Annotated in this window: 18 protein-coding genes, 1 pseudogene and 1 riboswitch; of the genes and pseudogenes, 10 read left to right on the top strand and 9 right to left on the bottom strand. The window is 73.8% G+C overall.

Features of this window, described 5'->3' with window-relative positions:
- The 4 genes and pseudogenes from RYN42_RS14660 to hemL all read left to right on the top strand — a co-directional run.
- Positions 1–576 (top strand): annotated as a pseudogene (locus RYN42_RS14660) (hydroxymethylbilane synthase); the annotation flags it as partial.
- Positions 573–1,400 (top strand): uroporphyrinogen-III synthase, encoded by an 828-nt coding sequence (locus RYN42_RS14655; RefSeq protein WP_315097331.1) that lies wholly within the window; start codon positions 573–575, stop codon positions 1,398–1,400. The pseudogene RYN42_RS14660 and the gene RYN42_RS14655, both read left to right, overlap by 4 nt.
- Positions 1,400–2,389: a porphobilinogen synthase gene (gene hemB, locus RYN42_RS14650; protein WP_315097329.1), complete on the top strand. Its 990-nt coding sequence runs from the start codon at positions 1,400–1,402 to the stop codon at positions 2,387–2,389. The genes RYN42_RS14655 and hemB overlap by 1 nt, the downstream gene beginning before the upstream one ends.
- Positions 2,386–3,726 (top strand): glutamate-1-semialdehyde 2,1-aminomutase, encoded by a 1,341-nt coding sequence (gene hemL, locus RYN42_RS14645; RefSeq protein ID WP_315097328.1) that lies wholly within the window; start codon positions 2,386–2,388, stop codon positions 3,724–3,726. The genes hemB and hemL overlap by 4 nt, the downstream gene beginning before the upstream one ends.
- A 6-nt stretch (positions 3,727–3,732) precedes the next feature.
- Here hemL and RYN42_RS14640 read toward each other — a convergent pair whose 3' ends face one another.
- Positions 3,733–4,191, bottom strand: a complete 459-nt coding sequence (locus RYN42_RS14640; RefSeq protein ID WP_315097326.1) for an Rrf2 family transcriptional regulator — start codon at positions 4,189–4,191, stop codon at positions 3,733–3,735.
- A gap of 94 nt (positions 4,192–4,285) precedes the next feature.
- Here RYN42_RS14640 and RYN42_RS14635 point away from each other — a divergent pair, with 94 nt between their 5' ends.
- From RYN42_RS14635 to RYN42_RS14625, 3 genes are read left to right on the top strand one after another with little or no spacing between them, the layout of a single operon-like run.
- On the top strand, positions 4,286–4,567 hold the full coding sequence (locus tag RYN42_RS14635; RefSeq protein ID WP_056086768.1) for a metal-sensitive transcriptional regulator: 282 nt from the start codon (positions 4,286–4,288) through the stop codon (positions 4,565–4,567).
- An 11-nt stretch (positions 4,568–4,578) separates the two neighbouring features.
- Positions 4,579–4,821: a heavy-metal-associated domain-containing protein gene (locus tag RYN42_RS14630; protein ID WP_315097320.1), complete on the top strand. Its 243-nt coding sequence runs from the start codon at positions 4,579–4,581 to the stop codon at positions 4,819–4,821.
- 50 nt (positions 4,822–4,871) lie between these two features.
- Entirely contained in the window at positions 4,872–7,166 is a 2,295-nt protein-coding gene (locus RYN42_RS14625; RefSeq protein WP_399552501.1) for a heavy metal translocating P-type ATPase, read from the top strand.
- A gap of 52 nt (positions 7,167–7,218) precedes the next feature.
- Here the strand turns inward: RYN42_RS14625 and RYN42_RS14620 are convergent, their stop codons facing one another.
- The 4 genes from RYN42_RS14620 to RYN42_RS14605 are packed head-to-tail and all read right to left on the bottom strand — an operon-like array spanning position 7,219 to position 9,785.
- Positions 7,219–7,992 carry an ABC transporter permease gene (locus tag RYN42_RS14620; RefSeq protein WP_315097316.1) on the bottom strand — a complete coding sequence of 258 codons (774 nt, stop codon included), beginning with the start codon at positions 7,990–7,992 and terminating at the stop codon, positions 7,219–7,221.
- Positions 7,989–8,888 carry an ABC transporter ATP-binding protein gene (locus RYN42_RS14615; RefSeq protein WP_315097314.1) on the bottom strand — a complete coding sequence of 300 codons (900 nt, stop codon included), beginning with the start codon at positions 8,886–8,888 and terminating at the stop codon, positions 7,989–7,991. The genes RYN42_RS14620 and RYN42_RS14615 overlap by 4 nt, the downstream gene beginning before the upstream one ends.
- Positions 8,885–9,187 (bottom strand): transcriptional regulator, encoded by a 303-nt coding sequence (locus RYN42_RS14610; protein WP_315097312.1) that lies wholly within the window; start codon positions 9,185–9,187, stop codon positions 8,885–8,887. Before RYN42_RS14610 ends, RYN42_RS14615 begins: the two co-directional genes overlap by 4 nt.
- Positions 9,180–9,785, bottom strand: a complete 606-nt coding sequence (locus tag RYN42_RS14605; RefSeq protein WP_315097310.1) for a hypothetical protein — start codon at positions 9,783–9,785, stop codon at positions 9,180–9,182. Before RYN42_RS14605 ends, RYN42_RS14610 begins: the two co-directional genes overlap by 8 nt.
- Before the next feature lie 104 nt (positions 9,786–9,889).
- Here RYN42_RS14605 and RYN42_RS14600 point away from each other — a divergent pair, with 104 nt between their 5' ends.
- Positions 9,890–10,711 (top strand): CPBP family intramembrane glutamic endopeptidase, encoded by an 822-nt coding sequence (locus tag RYN42_RS14600; protein ID WP_315097308.1) that lies wholly within the window; start codon positions 9,890–9,892, stop codon positions 10,709–10,711.
- Here RYN42_RS14600 and RYN42_RS14595 read toward each other — a convergent pair.
- Positions 10,708–11,298: a DUF308 domain-containing protein gene (locus tag RYN42_RS14595; protein WP_315097306.1), complete on the bottom strand. Its 591-nt coding sequence runs from the start codon at positions 11,296–11,298 to the stop codon at positions 10,708–10,710. The two genes, RYN42_RS14600 and RYN42_RS14595, sit on opposite strands and share 4 nt — an antisense overlap.
- 149 nt (positions 11,299–11,447) lie before the next feature.
- Between RYN42_RS14595 and RYN42_RS14590 the strand changes: the two genes are divergently transcribed.
- The gene (locus RYN42_RS14590; RefSeq protein WP_315097304.1) at positions 11,448–13,973 is read left to right on the top strand and encodes a lysylphosphatidylglycerol synthase transmembrane domain-containing protein; all 2,526 of its coding nucleotides are present in this window, start codon (positions 11,448–11,450) and stop codon (positions 13,971–13,973) included.
- Between the two features lie 79 nt (positions 13,974–14,052).
- Here RYN42_RS14590 and RYN42_RS14585 read toward each other — a convergent pair whose 3' ends face one another.
- Positions 14,053–14,205, bottom strand: a complete 153-nt coding sequence (locus RYN42_RS14585) for a hypothetical protein (protein ID WP_315097302.1) — start codon at positions 14,203–14,205, stop codon at positions 14,053–14,055.
- A gap of 17 nt (positions 14,206–14,222) precedes the next feature.
- Positions 14,223–14,297, bottom strand: a riboswitch (cyclic di-GMP riboswitch).
- 101 nt (positions 14,298–14,398) lie between these two features.
- Entirely contained in the window at positions 14,399–16,252 is a 1,854-nt protein-coding gene (locus tag RYN42_RS14580) for a cytochrome c biogenesis protein DipZ (RefSeq protein WP_315097300.1), read from the bottom strand.
- A 139-nt stretch (positions 16,253–16,391) separates the two neighbouring features.
- Between RYN42_RS14580 and RYN42_RS14575 the strand changes: the two genes are divergently transcribed.
- On the top strand, positions 16,392–17,072 hold the full coding sequence (locus tag RYN42_RS14575) for a fasciclin domain-containing protein (protein WP_315097299.1): 681 nt from the start codon (positions 16,392–16,394) through the stop codon (positions 17,070–17,072).
- A gap of 251 nt (positions 17,073–17,323) precedes the next feature.
- Here the strand turns inward: RYN42_RS14575 and RYN42_RS14570 are convergent.
- On the bottom strand, positions 17,324–17,902 hold a 579-nt coding region (locus RYN42_RS14570; RefSeq protein WP_315097297.1), incomplete at its 5' end, for an anti-sigma factor.

The raw sequence follows: 17,902 nt of genomic DNA, 5'->3' as shown, positions 1-17,902 counted from the left end.
GCCCAGCTCCTCGCCGTGCGGCCCGACCTCGTCGTGGTCGACATCCGCGGCAACGTCGACACGCGCCTCGGCCGCGTCGCCGGCTCGGCCGACGGCCCCGGCGACCTCGACGCCGTGGTGCTCGCGCGGGCCGGGCTCGCGCGGCTGGGCCGGCTGGCGGCCATGACCCAGGCGTTCACCCCCGACGTCCTCCTGCCGGCCCCCGGCCAGGGCGCGCTGGCCGTCGAGGTCCGCGCCGATCTGGCCGAGGACTCCCCCCTGGCGCTGGCCCTTGCTGCCCTGGACCACCGGCCCTCACGGCTCGCGGTGCTTTCCGAGCGTGCGCTGCTCACCCGCCTGGAGGCGGGGTGCGCGGCTCCGATCGGCGCGCGCGGGCGGCTCAGCCACGACGGCCGGACCCTGACCCTCGACGCCGTGGTCGCCCGCCCCGACGGCACGCAGACCCTGCGTCGCGGCGGCTCGGTGACGCTGGGCGCTGACGGCGCCGACAGTGCCCGCCTGCTCGGGGTCCAGCTCGCCGAGACCCTCCTGGGCGCCGGCGCCGCGGACCTCGCCGCGCTCGGAGCCGTCCGGTGACCGCGTCGGCCGTGCCTCCCCTGACCGGCTGGCGGGTGCTGGTCCCGCGCCCCTCGGCCGGTCGCAGCCCCGCCGAGGTGGCGCTCGCGGCCGCCGGTGCGGAGGCCGTCGTCGTGCCCCTCATCGAGACGGTGCCCCCGGAGGACCCGACCGAGCTGGACGACGCCCTGCTGGCCCTGGAGTCCGGCTGGTTCTCGTGGCTGGTCCTCACCAGCGCCGCGGCCGTCCCCGTGCTGGTGGACCGCGCTCAGGAGAGCGCGGGGAGCCTGCCGCAGCTGCTGGCCGACGGTGCGGTGCGCGTCGCCGCGATCGGCCCCGGGACCGCTCGCGCGCTGCGCGAGGTCGGCGTCGAGCCCGACCTGGTGCCGCGCGGCCCGTCGACCTCCCGGTCCCTGGTCGACGCCTGGCCGGAGCCGACAGATCCGGCCCGGGTGCTCTTCCCCCGGGGCGACCTGGCCGCCGCGACCGTCACCGAGGGTCTGCACGCCCGGGGGTGGGAGGTGACCGACGTCGTGGCCTACCGCACGGTCGCCGCCGCGCCGCCGCCGGCCGACGTCCGCGAGGCCTGGGCCGACGGGACGATCCACGCGGCCCTGCTCACGTCGGCGAGCACGGTCCGCGAGCTGGCCGCCCACCTCGGTCCGCCGCCGTCCAGCACCCTCCTGATCGGCATCGGCCCCTCCACCGCCGCCGAGGCCGCGCGACTGGGGCTCCCGCTGGCCGGCGTCGCCACCGAGCAGACGATGCTCGGCATGGTCGACGCCCTCACGCGTGCGGTGCGCACGGTCCTGCCCGCCCCGATCCCCAGCCCCGAGGAGCTCTGATGACCGACGCCCGCCGCATCCGTCCGCGCCGCCTGCGCGCCACCCCGGCGCTGCGCCGGCTCACCGCCGAGACGCACCTGTCCGCCGCGCAGCTGGTGCTCCCGGTGTTCCTCAAGGAAGGTCTGTCCGAGCCGCGCGAGATCGCCTCGATGCCAGGCGTCTACCAGCACACCCGCGACTCGCTGCGCAAGGCGGTCGCCGGGGCCGCCGGTGCGGGGCTGGGCGGCGTGATGCTCTTCGCGATCCCGACCGTGCGGGACGCGGTCGGCTCCCAGGCCACGGACCCCGGCGGCATCCTCAACCTGGCCATCGCGGACACGGTCGCGGAGGTGGGCGACGCCCTGGTCGTCCAGGCGGACCTGTGCCTCGACGAGTTCACGGACCACGGGCACTGCGGCGTGCTCACGCCCGGCGGCGCGGTGGACAACGACGCGACGCTCGTCCGGTACGCCGAGATGGCCCTGGCGCAGGCCGAGGCAGGCGCCCACCTGGTCGGCCTCAGCGGGATGATGGACGGGCAGGTCGGGTACGTGCGCGACGCACTCGACGCCGCCGGTCGCGACGACGTCGCCGTGCTGGCCTACGCCGCCAAGTACGCCTCCGCGTTCTACGGCCCGTTCCGCGACGCGGTGGAGTCGCAGCTCGAGGGCGACCGACGGACGTACCAGATGGACCCGGCCAACCGCCGCGAGGCGGTGCGCGAGGTGGCCATCGACCTCGCCGAGGGCGCCGACGTCGTCATGGTCAAGCCCGCGCTCGCCTACCTCGACATCCTGTCGGACGTCGCCGCGATGTCATCGGTCCCGGTCGCGGCCTACCAGGTCTCGGGCGAGTACGCGATGATCGAGGCCGCCGCCGCGCGAGGCTGGATCGAGCGCAGACGGGCGATCCTGGAGTCCGTGCTCAGCATCCGCCGTGCCGGTGCCGATCACGTGCTTACGTACTCTGCGACAGAGCTGGCCGGATGGCTGGCAGAGGAGATCCGATGAGCGTCACCACCAACGCCACGACCAGCGAGATCGCGTTCGCGCGCGCGCAGGCCGTCATCCCCGGAGGGGTCAACTCCCCGGTGCGGGCGTACGGAAACGTGGGTGGGACCCCCCGGTTCCTCGCGTCCGCGCAGGGTGCGTACGTGACGGACGTGGACGGCAACGAGTACGTCGACCTCGTCGGCTCCTGGGGCCCGGCGCTCCTCGGCCACGCACACCCCGAGGTGGTGGAGGCGGTCCGCGAGGCCGCCGGCCGCGGCCTGAGCTTCGGCGCCCCGACGCTCACCGAGGTGGACCTGGTCGACGAGATCCGCTCGCGGGTCCCCCCGGCCGAGAAGGTCCGCCTGGTCTCCACCGGCACCGAGGCGACCATGACCGCCCTGCGGCTCGCCCGTGCGTTCACCGGCCGGGACCTGATCGTGAAGTTCGCCGGGTGCTACCACGGTCACGTCGACGCGCTCCTGGCCTCGGCCGGCTCCGGCGTCGCGACCCTCGGCCTGCCCGACTCGGCCGGCGTCTCCGCCGCGGTCGCCGGCGAGACGGTCGTCGTCCCCTACAACGACGTCGAGGCGATCGAGGCGGTGTTCACGGAGCTCGGCGACCGCATCGCCGCCGTGATCACCGAGGCCGCGCCCGCCAACATGGGCGTCGTCCCGCCGCTGCCCGGCTTCAACGCCGCGCTGCGCCGCCTCACGCTCCAGCACGGCGCGCTGCTCATCCAGGACGAGGTCCTCACGGGGTTCCGCGTCGGGTACTCCGGCTGGTGGGGGCTCGAGGGCCTACGCGAGGGCTGGTCGGCGGACCTGCACACGTTCGGCAAGGTCATCGGCGGCGGTCTGCCGGTCGCCGCGGTCGGTGGGCGCCGGGACGTCATGGCGCTGCTGGCACCCGTCGGCCCCGTCTACCAGGCAGGCACGCTGTCGGGGAACCCGGTGGCTACTGCCGCGGGCCTGGCGACGCTGCGGCTGGCGGACAGCGACGTGTACGCCCGGGTCGACGCCGTCTCCGCGCAGCTGCGCAGCGAGCTCGGTGCCGCGCTCTCGGCCGAGGGACTGCCGCACGCGATCCAGTGGGCCGGCAACCTGTTCAGCACGTTCTTCGGGTCCGACGCCGCCGCGCACGGTGCACGGAGCTACGACGCGGTGCTGGCCACGGAGTCGTGGCGGTACGCGCCGTTCTTCCACTCGCTGCTGGAGTCGGGGGTGTACGCGCCGCCGTCGCCGTTCGAGGCCTGGTTCGTCTCGGCCGCCCACGACGACTCCGCGGTGGACCGGATCGTGTCCGCCCTCCCGGCCGCGGTCCACGCCGCCGCGCAGGCGACCGCTCCGACCGACTGACCGCCGTCAGGGGTTGAGCCAGGCGTCCTCGCGGGCGCCGAGCTCGACCACGTGCGGCGGCAGCTCGCCGGAGACGAGCGCCGCCAGGGTCACCTGGTCGAGCACGTCACGCACGCTCACCCGCAGGGCGACCCAGACCTGCAGCAGGGCCTGCGCCGAGCCGCCGTACTCCAGGGCGGTCGGGCGCTCGTCACGCACGGTCACCAGCGGGCCGTCGACCGCGCGGATGATGTCGGCCAGGGTGATCTGGTCCGCGGGCCGGGCCAGCCGGTAGCCGCCGGACCGCCCCCGCACGCTGGTCACCACGTTGCCGCGGCGCAGGTCCCCCAGGATGCGCTCCAGGAACGCGACGGGGAGCTGCTGCCCGCCCGCCAGGTCGTCCGCCCGCACGGGGTCCCCCTGGGGGGACGCCGCCAGCTCCGCGCACGCCCGCACCGCATAGTCCGCCTTCGCCGAGACCCGCATGCCGCTGATTGTGCCCCGGGCGACCCACCGGAATACCCCATGGGGGTATCTTGTTGCGGAAAGTGCACCCGCTCGCACGACGAAGGAGAGCCCCATGCACGGCTACACGGACGCCAAGGACGACTACCTCAAGCGCCTGCGCCGCGTCGAGGGCCAGGTCCGGGGCATCGCCCGGATGGTCGACGAGGACGTGTACTGCATCGACATCCTCACCCAGGTCGCGGCCGTCACGAAGGCCCTGCAGGCCGTGAGCATCGGCCTGGTCGAGGACCATCTCGCCCACTGCGTCGTCGACGCGGCCCGCCAGTCCCCCGAGGAGGGCGCGGCGAAGGTGAAGGAAGCCTCCGACGCCATCGCCCGCCTCGTCCGTAGCTGAAGGAGTACCTCATGAGCACCAGCACCCTCACCACCACGTTCGGCGTCGACGGCATGACCTGCGGCCACTGCGTCTCCGCGGTCACCTCCGAGCTGTCGGACCTGCCGGGCGTCAAGGACGTCACGGTCCAGCTGGTGGTCGGCGGGTCGTCGACGGTCTCCGTCGTCTCCGACGCGCCCCTGCCCGACGACGCGCTCGCTGCGGCGGTCGTCGAGGCCGGCTACGCGATCACCCCGCGGAGGTCCTTGCTGTGACTGAGAAGACCGCCACGACCGAGCGGACCGTCGATCTCGCGATCGAGGGCATGACCTGCGCCTCCTGCGTCGCGCGCGTCGAGAAGAAGCTCAACCGGCTGCCGGGCGTCGAGGCGACCGTGAACCTGCCGCTGGAGTCGGCGCACGTCCGCGTGGAGGGTCCGACCGCCACGGAGGACCTGGTCGCCGCGGTCCGCGCCGCGGGGTACGGCGCCACCGTCGTCCGTCCCGCGCACTCGGGTATGGACCCCTTCGAGCACGCCCTGTCCGGGCACGCGATGGCACCTGGCCACGAGATGGACCCCGACGAGGACACCTCGGCCCCGACCGACGCCCGCGGCACCGACCTGCGCAACCGCCTGCGGGTCGCCGCCGTCCTCACCGTCCCCGTGCTACTCGTCTCGATGATCCCCGCCCTTCAGTTCACGGGGTGGCAGTGGGTCGTCGCCGCGCTCGCGCTGCCCGTGGTCACCTGGGCCGCGTGGCCGTTCCACCGCGCCGCGTTCCGTGCAGCCCGGCACGGCGCCTCGACCATGGACACCCTGGTCTCGATCGGCGTCGTCGCGGCGACCCTCTGGTCGCTCTGGGCGCTGCTGCTCGGCGGCGCGGGCGAGCTGGGCATGACCATGACGCCCACGCTGTGGCCGCGGGCTGCCGACGAGATGGCCGTTCCCGAGCTGTACTTCGAGGTCGCCGCCGTCGTCACCACGTTCCTGCTGGCCGGCCGGTACGCCGAGCACCGGTCCCGCCGGCGCGCCGGCGACGCCCTGCGCTCGCTCCTGGACCTGGGCGCCAAGGACGTGTCCCTGCTGGTCGGTGGCACCGAGCAGCGCGTCCCCGTGGACCGGCTGGCCGTAGGCGACGAGTTCGTGGTGCGCCCCGGCGAGAAGGTGGCCACCGACGGCGTGGTGGTCAGCGGCACCTCCGCGCTGGACACGTCGCTGCTCACGGGCGAGCCGGTGCCGGTCGACGTCGGCCCCGGCGACGAGGTCACGGGCGCCACCATCAACACCTCCGGCGCGCTCGTCGTGCGGGCCACCCGCGTGGGTGCCGAGACGCGGCTGGCGCAGATCGGCCGGCTGGTCGCCGCCGCGCAGACCGGCAAGGCACCCGTGCAGCGGCTGGCGGACCGCATCTCCGCGGTGTTCGTGCCGGTGGTGCTGGTCCTCGCGGTCGGCACGCTGGCGGTCTGGCTGCTCAGCGGGTCCGGCGTGCAGGCGGCGTTCACCGCGGCGGTCGCCGTGCTGATCATCGCGTGCCCCTGCGCCCTCGGGCTGGCCACGCCGACCGCGCTGCTGGTCGGCACCGGCCGCGGCGCGCAGCGGGGCATCCTCATCAAGGGTCCGGAGATCCTCGAGCAGACCCGCACCATCGACACGGTCGTGCTCGACAAGACGGGCACCGTGACCGAGGGCCGGATGTCGCTGGTCGACGTGATCGGGTCCCCGGACACCCTCCGGTATGCGGCCGCGGTCGAGCAGCTGGCCGAGCACGCGATCGGCCAGGCCATCGCGGCCGCCGCCGGCCGGACGGACGGCCCGACCGGGGGCGACGGCGTGGTCATCGGCGCCGACCAGGTGCTCGACTTCCGCGCGGAGGCCGGTCACGGCGTCTCCGGCGTGGTCCGCACCGCGCACTCCGGCGTGGGGCTGGGTCGTCGTGTCCTCGTCGGCAAGCCTGCGTGGCTGAAGGAGCAGGGCATCGACCCGACCGACTTCCAGGGTCCGTTCGACGCCGCCGAGGCCGACGGTGCCACTGCGGTCATGGTCGCGTGGGACGGCTCGCCGCGCGGCGTGCTGGTGCTGCGCGACCCGGTCAAGGCGTCCTCCGCGCAGGCGGTCGCCGAGCTGCGCGCCCTGGGCCTGCGCCCGGTCCTGCTCACCGGCGACAACGAGGGTGCGGCCCGCGCGGCCGCACGCGAGGTCGGGATCTCCGAGACCGACGTCATCGCCCGCGTGCTGCCCGCCGACAAGGTGGCGGTGGTCGAACGGCTGCAGGCGTCCGGCGCGCGCGTCGCGATGGTCGGCGACGGTGTCAACGACGCCGCCGCCCTGGCCACCGCGGACCTCGGCCTGGCCATGGGCACCGGCACCGACGTGGCGATCGAGGCGGCCGACATCACGCTGGTGCGCGGTGACCTGCGCTCCGCCGGCGACGCGATCCGGCTGTCCCGGCGGACCCTGCGGGTGATCAAGCAGAACCTGTTCTGGGCGTTCGCCTACAACGTCGCCGCCGTCCCGCTGGCCGCCCTGGGCCTGCTCAACCCGATGATCGCGGGCGCCGCGATGGCGCTCTCGTCGGTGCTGGTGGTGGGCAACTCGCTGAGGCTGCGCCGGTTCGAGTGAGGAACCTGCTGGATCGGGCGTTCCGCACGCCCGATCCAGCAGAATTCCGAGCTCAGTGGAAGCGGCGGCCCTCGTCGCGGCGGTAGGCCGTGACCGCCAGGGCCGCGAACAGCGCCGTCCAGGCGAGGATGACCGGCAGCGCGTAGGCGTAGGCGGGCTCCCCGGAGACCGCCTGGACGGCCAGGTCACGGGCCGCACGCGACGGCAGCGCCATGCTGAGCGCGTCGAGCCAGCCCGGGAACACCTCCGGCGGCATGAACAGGCCGCCGGCGAACGCGAGCGGGAACAGGGTCGCCTGCACCACGGCGATCGACGCCTTGGAGCTCAGCCGGTAGCCGATCGCCAGCCCGAGCAGCAGGAACGGCACCGCCACGGCGGGCACCATGACGACGGCCGCGAGCGCCTGCGCGGGGCTGAGGGCGGCGGCCGTGAGGAACGCCCCGAGGAGCACCAGCGGCACCAGGGCGAGGTAGGCCCAGAGCACCCCGTTGAGCACCCGTCCCATGAGCCGCGGTCCGGCGCCGGCCGGCAGCGTGCGCAGGAACGGGTCGAACGGCATCGCGCGGTCCTCGGAGACCCCGACGCCGAACGAGAACAGGCACGTGGACATCACCGCGAACACCCCGAGCTGCGCGATGGCGGCCGTGGCGATCGCCGGGTCGTCGGCCACCGAGCGCTGGGGGATGACGAAGAACAGCAGGGCCAGCGACGGGAACAGCAGGTTGCCGATCACCGCGATGGGGATCCGCACCGTCTCCAGGAACTGGAACCGGGCGTGCAGGACGGCCAGCGACCAGAACGGGCGCGGTGCGAGCAGGGTGCTCATCGGACGACCTCCTCCTTCTGCGTCAGGGTGAGGAACGCCTCCTCCAACGAGGCTCCGCGCACCTCCAGGCTCTCGAACGGCACGGCCTGCTCGACCAGGGCGCGCACCAGGCGGTCGGCGTCCGACGCGAGCACCGTCCAGCGCCCGTCGACGTCCTGCTGCGCGCTGGCCGCCCCCGGCAGACGCGCGAGGTCGATCCCGTCCCACGAGGACGCCGTGAACATCACGCGCCGCAGCCCCACCAGCCCGAGCACCGAGGCGAGGGTGTCGTCGGCCAGCACGCGACCCTCACCGATCACCACGACGCGCTCCGCGAGCGCCTCGATCTCCTCGAGGTAGTGGCTGGTCAGCAGCACGGTCGCGCCGTCCGCGTGGTAGTCGCGCAGCGCCTGCCACAGGATGTGCCGCGCCTCGACGTCGAGCCCGGTGGTCGGCTCGTCCAGGAGCACCAGCCGCGGCCGGCCGACGAGCGCGAGCGCCACCGCGAGCCGGCGCTTCTGGCCGCCCGAGAGCCCGCCCGTCTGCCGGCCGACGAGGTCCTCGAGCCCGAACCGGGCGAGCACCTCCGCGCGCGTCATGGGCGCCGGGTAGTGCCCGGCGACGAGGTCGACCACCTCCCCGACCGTGAGCGTCGGCGGCAGCCCGGTCTCCTGCGGGGTGGTGCCGAGCGCGATCCGCGACGACGCGTCCCGGGGGTCCCCGCCGAACAGCCGGACCGTGCCGGAGTCGGCCCGGCGCAGACCGCCGACCAGGCTGAGCAGCGTCGTCTTGCCGGCCCCGTTCGGTCCGAGCAGCCCGACCAGCTGCCCCTCGCCGACGCTCAGCGACACGTCGTCCAGCGCGGTCACCGCCCCGAACGTGCGCGTGACGTGCTCCAGCTCGACGACGGCGGTCATGACGTTCCTCCCAGCAACGCACGCAGCGACTGCGTGTACCTCTCGAACGCCAGCCGGCCGGCCAGCGTCAGCTCCACGTACGTGGCCGGGGTCCGGCCCTCGTGGGTCTTGGTGATCTGCACGTAGTCCGCCTCCTCGAGCCGGCGAAGATGGGTGGACAGGTTCCCCGCGGTCATGTCGAGCAGCCTCTGCAGCCGCGGGAAGGCGATGCGGTCGTGCTGACCGAGCGACGCCAGGGTGGCGACGACGCGCAGGCGCGCCTGCGCGTGGATGACGGGGTCGAGCGGCTCGTCAGGCACGGGACCGCAGCCGCGAGACGAGGCCGAGCGCGAGCATCCCGCCGCCGCCGGCCAGCGACATGACCAGGTAGGACCCTGGCAGCCCGCTGACGGCGGCGACCGCACCGACGAGCGCCATCCAGCCCCCGATCACGTACATCGGCGTGTCCTCCCACAGCAGGCCGCCCGCGAGGTACAGCAGCCCGACCACCAGCGCGGCGATCGCGTTGGCAGCCAGCCCGGTGACCTCGTCGGACGCTCCCGCCCGGCCCAGCCCGCCGACGATCAGGCTCTGCGCGACGAACCCGATGGGCCACGCCCAGCCGTACAGCGCGCCCTGCCGTGCGCCGGCGCCGGAGATCCCGCGGGTCCGGTGCAGCACGTGCACGATCGTGAGGACCAGCGCCACCACGCCGAGGCCGATCGCGACCAGCACGGCGAGCAGCGTCGGGCTGCCGTCGTCGCGGGCGGTCAGCCACAGCGCTCCGTAGCCGACCAGCCAGGCGACGCCCCAGAGCGCGAAGATGCGCGTGCTCGACGGGCGGGTGTCCTCGGCCCGCGCGCGCTGGGCGGCGATGATCGCCAGCGCGTCGGCGGGGTCCGGTGCGTCGTCGTCCATGGCGAGCCCCCCTCAGGTTTGCATCACAAAGTACTTTGTCGCGACGCCACGGCGCAAGGGTCCGGTCCAGCCGGCATCCAGGCTCCCGGCCTACGCTGCGACCCATGACTGCGCCGACGCCCGCCGACGCGAGCCCCGACGCCACCGCCGTCCCGCCGCCCAGCCCGCGGGCGCACCGCCGCCGGCTCACCACCGAGATCTGGATCGTCCTCGGGCTGTCGCTGGGCCGCTCCGGGCTGTACGCGGTGGTCAACCTCGTCGACCGGCTCACCGCCGGCCCCCCGCTGGCGGACCAGTCCACCACGCTCAACCCCAGCCGCTCGCCGCGCCCGTGGCTGGACCTGACCTACCAGCTGCTGCAGATCGGGTTCGCCCTGGTCCCGGTGGCCCTCGCCCTGTACCTGCTCTCCGCCAACGGCCGGTCCGCCGTGCGGCGCATCGGGCTGGACCGCACCCGGCCGTGGCGCGACCTCGCGGTCGGCGCCGGGCTGGCCGCCGTGATCGGCATCCCCGGCCTCGGGCTGTACGCGGTGGCGCGCGCGCTCGGGCTGGCCGTGGAGGTGCAGGCGTCGGCGCTGAACGCGGCGTGGTGGACGGTGCCGGTGCTGGTCCTCGCGGCCCTGCAGAACGCGCTGCTGGAGGAGGTCGTGGTCGTCGGCTACCTCATGGAGCGGCTGCGCGAGCTGCGGTGGAGCGCACCGCTCATCGTCGTCACCAGTGCGCTGCTGCGGGGCAGCTACCACCTCTACCAGGGCTGGGGGGCGTTCCTCGGCAACGCGGTCATGGGCCTGGTGTTCGCCGAGTACTACCGCCGGAAGCGACGGGTGATGCCGCTGGTGGTGGCGCACACGATCATGGACGTCGTCGTCTTCGTCGGGTACGCGCTGATCCCGCCGGAGTGGGTCGCGGCGCTCGGGCTCGACTAGATCGTGGCGGACCCGCGGTCGAGCTGCTTCGCCAGCTGCTTGGTGGCGAACCCGCTGACGATGAGCACCACGCCCTCGACGAACGCGAACAGTCCCAGGAGCACGACGATGATGCTCACCGACGTCTGCGGGTTCATGATCAGCAGCAGCCCGAACAGGAACGCGACCAGGCCGAACGTCAGCACCCAGTACCAGCCGATGTCCCGCGAGCGGTACAGGACCACCGCGGCGATCACCGACAGGATGCCGAGCACCAGCACCCACAGGGCGATCAGGTAGAACACCACCTGCGCGGTGGGGCCGGTCCACACCACCGCGATCACGCCGAACGCGATGCCGACGGCGCCGGAGATGAGCCACCAGCCGCTGCCCGGCTCCCTGCGGTTGCCCAGCCACTGCGCGACGGCGACGAGCCCGTCGACGATGGCGAAGATCCCGAACACCCAGACGAGCGCCTTCACGGTGCCCAGCGGCTGCACGAGCATCAGCAGCCCCAGGACCAGGAGCACGACGCCCCGCACGACGGGGAGCCACCAGATGCGCCGCAGCGCGCTCGACACGTCGGCGGCGGTCAGGTCCTCGGACATCGGTGCCTCCACGGGCGTCGGAGCGGCGCAGGTCGACGACTGCCCACGCTAGTGACAAACGCACCGGACCGCCCGAACAGTCGGACACCCGTCGCGGCTGGTCACCGTCCTGCCAGGCGCGCCCGGCGCGGCTGCCTAGACTCGCCCGTATGCCCGCGACGCCCGTCAGCCGAGCGGCGGCAGCCGCCGTCGCGCCCGCGGACGTCGTCGTGCCCGCGGAGGCCGTCGACGCGGAGCAGGACGTCACGATCCACGACGTCCCGACCGTCCGCGTGCACCACCCCAGCGACCTGCTCGGCACGGTGCTGTCGGCCCTCGGCATCGCGCTCGTCCTGGTGCTGGCCACCTACGCGCACAACACGACGAGCGGTGTGGCCGAGGACGTCCAGGGCTTCGCCACCCTGCTCAAGCAGATCCTGTTCGTCCCCGTGTCCCTGCTCGAGGGCTTCGTCATCGTCGCGGTCCCGCTGGCGGTCATCACCGAGCTGGCGTTCCGACGCCTCGGCCGCCAGCTGCTCGAGGGCCTGATCGCCGCGCTCGCCGCGCTCGTCCTCAACGGCGTCGCCCTGTGGGCCATCGAGTCGTTCGGCTCCGAGGAGCTGGTCGTCGGGATGGCGATCCGGTCGGACAACCGCTGGGTGGTCACCCTGCCGGCGTACGTCGCGCTGCTGGTCGGGCTGCTCACGGTGGTCGGTCCGCGTGGCCGTCGCCGCACGGTGAAGTGGTCCTGGAACCTGCTGTGGGTCGCGGTCGGCGTGCTGCTCATCACCGCCGGGGTCTCGTTGCCGGGCCTCGTCGTCTCGTTCCTGGTCGGCCGCGTGGCCGGGCTGGGGGTTCGGTACCTGTCCGGCGTGCAGTCGGAGCGGGCCTACGGCACCAGCCTGGTGGCGGGCGTGCGGCGTGCCGGGTTCGAGCCCGTGCGGCTCAGCCGGGTAGCCGACGCCACCACCGAGTCGGAGTCGGACGCGGGCTCCGACGAGCTCGACGGCGACGCGGCCGCCCGCGCGCTCACCCGCTCCACCGACCACCGCGTCTACGAGCTCACCACGGTCGACGGCGACGAGCTCGACCTCGTGGTGGTCGACGGCGACCGGCAGGTGGTCGGCATGCTCACCCGGCTGTGGCGGTCGCTGCGGCTGCGCGGGATCGAGGGGCGCTCGGTGGTGTCGCTGCGGCAGGCCGCCGAACGGACCGCGCTCCTCGCCTACGCCGCCCGCGCCGCCGGTGTCCGCACGCCCAAGCTGCTGAGCATCGCCGAGGCCGACGACTCCATGCTCCTGGTCCAGGAGCGCCCCGGGCACGCGGTGCCGCTGGGCGACCTCGCCCCCGAGGAGCTCACCGACGAGCTGCTGCAGGAGATCTGGGCGCAGCTGCAGCTCGCGCACGAGGCGGGGATCGCCCACCGGTCGCTGACCAGCGACGTCCTGCTGGTGGAGACCGTCGTCGGCAGGCCCGTGGTCTGGCTCACCAGCTGGGAGCAGGGCGACGTCGCCTCCTCCGAGCTGGCCCGACGCATGGACATCACCCAGCTGGTGGCGCTGCTGGCGCTCCGGGTCGGCGCCACCCGCGCCCTGGAGTCGGCGGTGGCCGTGCTCCCCGCCGAGCGAATCGAGGCGATCGGTCCCCTGCTGCAGACGATCACCCTGCCGCGGCTCACGCGCGACGAGATGCGCGCCGACAAGAAGGTGCTCGCGGAGCTGCGGTCGGCGCTCGTCGCCTCGCTGCCCGAGGCCGACGTCGAGCCGCAGCAGCTGGTCCGGTTCGGCGCCCGGACAGTCCTGACCATCGTGGTGCCGATCGTCGCCGTCGTCTTCGTCATCACCAGCATCAACGTCGACGAGATCACCGGAGCGCTCGCGGCCGGCGACTGGCGCTGGACGGTGGTCGCGTTCCTGCTCGGGCTGCTCACGCTGGTCGGCGCCTCGCTCGCGTTCGTCGCGTTCTCCCCGGTCAAGCTGCCCGTGTGGCGCGCCATCCTGGTGCAGACCGCCGCCACGTTCGTCGGGCTCGCCGCACCCGCCGGCATCGGCCCCGCCGCACTCAACCTGCGCATGCTCACCAAGCGCGGGGTGACCACAGGTCTGGCGGCCGCGACGGTCGCCCTGGTCCAGGTCAGCCAGTTCGTGGTGACCCTCGGCCTGCTGCTCGTGCTGACCATCGCGTCCGGCAGCAGGGAGTCGGCCCTTCCGGTCTCGCCGGTCGTCCTGCTGGTGCTCGGTATCGTCGCCGCGCTCGTCGCCTCCGCGCTGCTGGTGCCCCGGGTGCGCCAGTGGGTGCTCGCCAAGACGATGCCGACCCTGCGCCAGACGTGGCCCCGGCTCATCGAGGTTCTCGGCCAGCCGTGGCGCCTCGCGCTGGCGGTCGGCGGCAACCTGCTCATGACGCTGGGGTTCATCTTCGCGTTCGACGCCAGCCTGGCGGCGTTCGGCCAGGAGGCCAGCCTCATCCAGGTGGCGCTGATCTACCTCGCCGGCAACACCGCCGGTGCCCTCGTCCCGACGCCCGGCGGCATGGGCACCATCGAGCTGGCGCTGGCCGGCGCGCTCACCAGCGTCACCAGCAACCCCGGTATCGCCACCTCGATCGCGGTGCTGTTCCGGGTGGCCACCTACTGGCTGCGCATCCCGCTGGGCTGGGTGGCCATGCGCGTGCTGCAGAGGACCGGCGAGCTGTAGCAGGCCTTGCCCCTGGCGCAGCACAGAACCCCCCGGTCCCGAGGGGCCGAAGGGTTCTGTGCAGAGGGCTGGTGTGCGGTCAGGCCGCCGCGTGCTCCCGCTGCGCCGGCACGGCCTCGATCACGCTGCGGCGCGCGGCGAGGGTGGCCCACGCCTTGACGCGCAGAACCGGGATCGCCGGGGTGTTGAGGGAGGTCTCGGACGGGTCTGTTGAGTACCCACGCTGGTCCATGGACGCTATCCTGTCTGTTCGGTAGCCCGGCTGACCCTGTAGGTCCCGTGGCTTTGCGTCCCCTCCTTGCAGAGGGTTTGCCGTTTTCGCTGACAAGTCCGACATTAGAGCAACATGAGAGTCCGTGGAAGCGTGTCACCTCCACCAGAACGCGACATCCGTGCATTTCACCCGCTCGGACGTATCAGACGTCTCATCCGAAAGTGAACGAGAACGCCTGGACGCCCGCCTGCGCGGCCAGCTCGATCGTCCCCTCCCGGACCTCGCTGCCGGTCACCAGCTCGTACGAGCGCGGAGCGCCGTCGACGACGACGTCCACCCGTCCGACCACGCTGCCGTCCGCGTCGCGCACGGTCGCCGTCACGGTGCCCGCACCACCGAGGACCACCTGCACCACCGCCGCGTGGTAGCGCAGGCGCAGCTGCGCGCCGGGTCCTGCGGTCGCACCCTGGTAGTCGGTGGTCCACGTGCCGCCGAACGCCACCGTGTCCGGTGAGTGGTCGGTGGGGAACGTGTAGGTGGACTCGCCCTCCCGGTAGTCGCCCGCCACGTTCGCGTGCTTGCTCACCGAGAGGAACGTCTCCGCGGTCACGTCGGCGGTCGGCGTCGCGTCGTCCACCTGCGTGCGGGCCGGCAGGGTCACACCGGGGTCCGCCTGGGTGAGCAGCTCACGGACCAGGGTCTCCGTCTGCGCGTACCCGCCCTCGCCCTGGGAGACCTGGCGGATCTGCCCGCCGGCGTCGATGAGGTAGTGCGCGGGCCAGTAGCGGTTCCGGTAGGCGGTCCAGGTGGCGTACGAGTTGTCCTGGGCGACCGGGTACGTGATGCCCAGCCGACGGGCGCCGTCGACGACGTTGCGGGTCTCCCGCTCGAACGCGTACTCGGGCGTGTGCACGCCGATGACGACCAGGCCGGCGTCGCGGTACGCCTCCTCCCACGCGGTCACGTGCGGGACCGAGCGCTGGCAGTTGATGCAGGAGTACGCCCAGAAGTCGAGGAGCACGACCTTGCCCCGGAGGTCCGCCAGGTCGACGGGCGCGCCGTCGGGGGTGTTCAGCCAGGTATCGATACCTCGGATCGCCGGGGCAGGCCCGCAGTCCTCGAGCTCCGCGGAGTTGTTGCTGCACTCGGCCAGCTGCCGGTTCTCGTCCGTGACCAGCCCGCCGAGGTCCAGCTGCTCGCGCACGGTCTCGTTGGCGGCGACCGTCGCCTGGAGCGACTCCGTGTACCCGGGCAGGGCGCGCTGGATGGCGTCGGTCAGGTTGAACGCGAGCGCGAGCGCCAGCGCGATCATCAGTGCCCCGCCGGCCGCACGGATCCCGCGCTGGTGGGTGCGGAACGCGGCGATGCGCTCGGCCACGCGGCGGCCCGCGAGCGCGAGGATCAGCAGCGGGACCGCCGCGCCCAGCGCGAACGAGACCGTCAGGACGACCGTGCCCGGGCCGACGGAACCGGTGGCGCCCGCGACCGTGATCGCCGCGAGCACCGGTCCCGCGCAGGGTACGTAGACCGCGCCGAGGCCCAGGCCCAGCAGGAAGCCGCCGCGGCCGGCGCCCGGTGCGCGCTTCGGCGTCAGCCGCTGGAACGGACGCTCCAGGAGCTCCTCGAACCGGGGCACCAGCAGGCCGGCGCCCAGCAGGGCGAGCACCGCGATGCCGGCCCAGCGCAGCAAGTCCTGCGGCAGGCCGAGCAGGTTGAGCAGCACCGTCCCCACGAGCGTGACGAGCGTGAAGCTGGTGACCAGGCCGGCGATGACGAGGTAGGGACGGCCTCGGTCAGGGGCCGGGGCGGGACGTTCGAGGGTCGCGACGCCTCCGCCGTCAGGGGTCCAGGTCGACGGACCCGACAGGAACGACGGCTGCGCCATCGCGCCCACCGACCGGGCCACGCCCGTCGTCCCGTCGGCGACCGTGATCGTCGGCCGACCGCGTGCCCCCTGCACGCCGCCCGCGAAGAACACCACGGGCAGCACGGGCAGGATGCACGGCGAGATGCCGGTGATGAGGCCACCGACGAGCCCGATGAGCGCGAGCGTGAGCAGGTCCATGGCGGGAGTTCGCCGCGGCAGACCCCGGGGATGGGTCCCCGACGCAAGTCGCACCCATCCGCGCCGCCGACTGTCCCGAACCCCACCCGAGAGACGACCGGGCGGGCAGCCGTCCGGACCACATCAAGGGAGAGCCACCATGCGCACCACGAACCGCACCCGCATCGCCGCCGTCCTGCTCGCCGGCGTCACGGGCCTGGCCCTGACCGCCTGCAGCCCGGCCGCGAGCGACGACACCGCAGGCTCCGACTCGTCCGCGTCGATGGAGGCGCCCATGGAGACGCCGTCGGAGATGCCCAGCGAGGACGCGATGACGGCCGACCCGGCCGCCGACCTCGTCGGCCCCGGCTGTGCCGACTACGCCGCCGCCGTCCCGGACGGACCGGGCTCCGTCACCGGCATGTCGGCCGACCCCGTGGCCGTCGCGGCGTCGAACAACCCGCTGCTGACCACCCTGGTGGCGGCCGTGTCCGGCCAGCTGAACCCGGACGTCAACCTGGTCGACACCCTCAACGGGTCCGAGTTCACGGTGTTCGCACCGGTCGACGACGCGTTCGCCAAGATCGACCCCGCCACCATCGAGGCCCTCAAGACCGACGCGACGACGCTCTCGTCGATCCTCACCTACCACGTGGTGCCCGGACAGCTGTCGCCGGACATGGTCGCCGGCACCCGGACCACCGTCCAGGGCGGCACCGTCGAGGTCACCGGCTCGGGCGACTCGATGATGGTCAACGGCGCCACCGTGATCTGCGGCGGCGTCCACACCGCCAACGCGACCGTCTACCTCATCGACTCGGTGCTCATGCCGACGATGTGACGACCCGGCGGGCCGGTCGCCACGGCGACCGGCCCGTCTGCGCTCGCCCGCCCCGCGGACGAGCAGCGGAGCCCCCTCGCAGGGTACGGCGAGGGGGCTCCGTCGCGTCCGGGGGCGAGGCGGGACGTGGGTGCGTGGGCCTCCTGCGGACCTGCCGTCACCGAGATCGTGGGTTCGGCGCGACATCGCGGGTGCGCACCGTCGATCTCGTGCCGGACCCACGATCTCGCGCCGGACCAGCCGGGGGTGGGTCAGGTGGCGCTGAGGACGACCAGCGGGTCGGTCGTCGGCTGGGTGGAGCCGCCCGCCGGTTCGACCGTGATCGCCAGGGCGGCGCCCGCGGTGAACTTCTCGGCCAGCTGGCGGACCGTGCCCGCGTCGCCGGCCAGCACCCCCGCGGAGGCGGCTCCGGCGGCGTCGACGACCCAGAGCTGGTACGCCTTGCCGTCGCCCGGGTCCGGGAGGCCGGTCGCAGTGAACAGGGCGCGGTCGTCGGTGAGCACGGCGGTCGCGACGCCGCCGCCAGTGACGTCGCCGTGCACGACGACAGCGGAGGGGTCGGTGAGCAGGTCCGCGAGCGCCTGCTGCTGCTCCTCCGCCTGGTCGGCCCGCTGCGCCTGCTGGACCACGAGCGCGCCGGGCACGGCGGCGCCGACGACGACCGCCGCTGCGACGGCGAGCCAGCGCGTGCGGGAGGGACGTCGGCGGTCGGCGAGGTGGGTGACGCCTGGCGCCGACGTGTCGGACGACGAAGCGGACGGTGCGGGACCCGTCGGAGCGTCCGCCACCGCGTGGCGCGGGCCGGCAAGTGGGCCGACCTGCGGCACACC

Source organism: uncultured Cellulomonas sp. (assembly GCF_963527515.1).
Taxonomy (GTDB): Bacteria; Actinomycetota; Actinomycetes; order Actinomycetales; family Cellulomonadaceae; genus Cellulomonas.
This window is presented reverse-complemented; position numbering and strand designations above follow the sequence as displayed.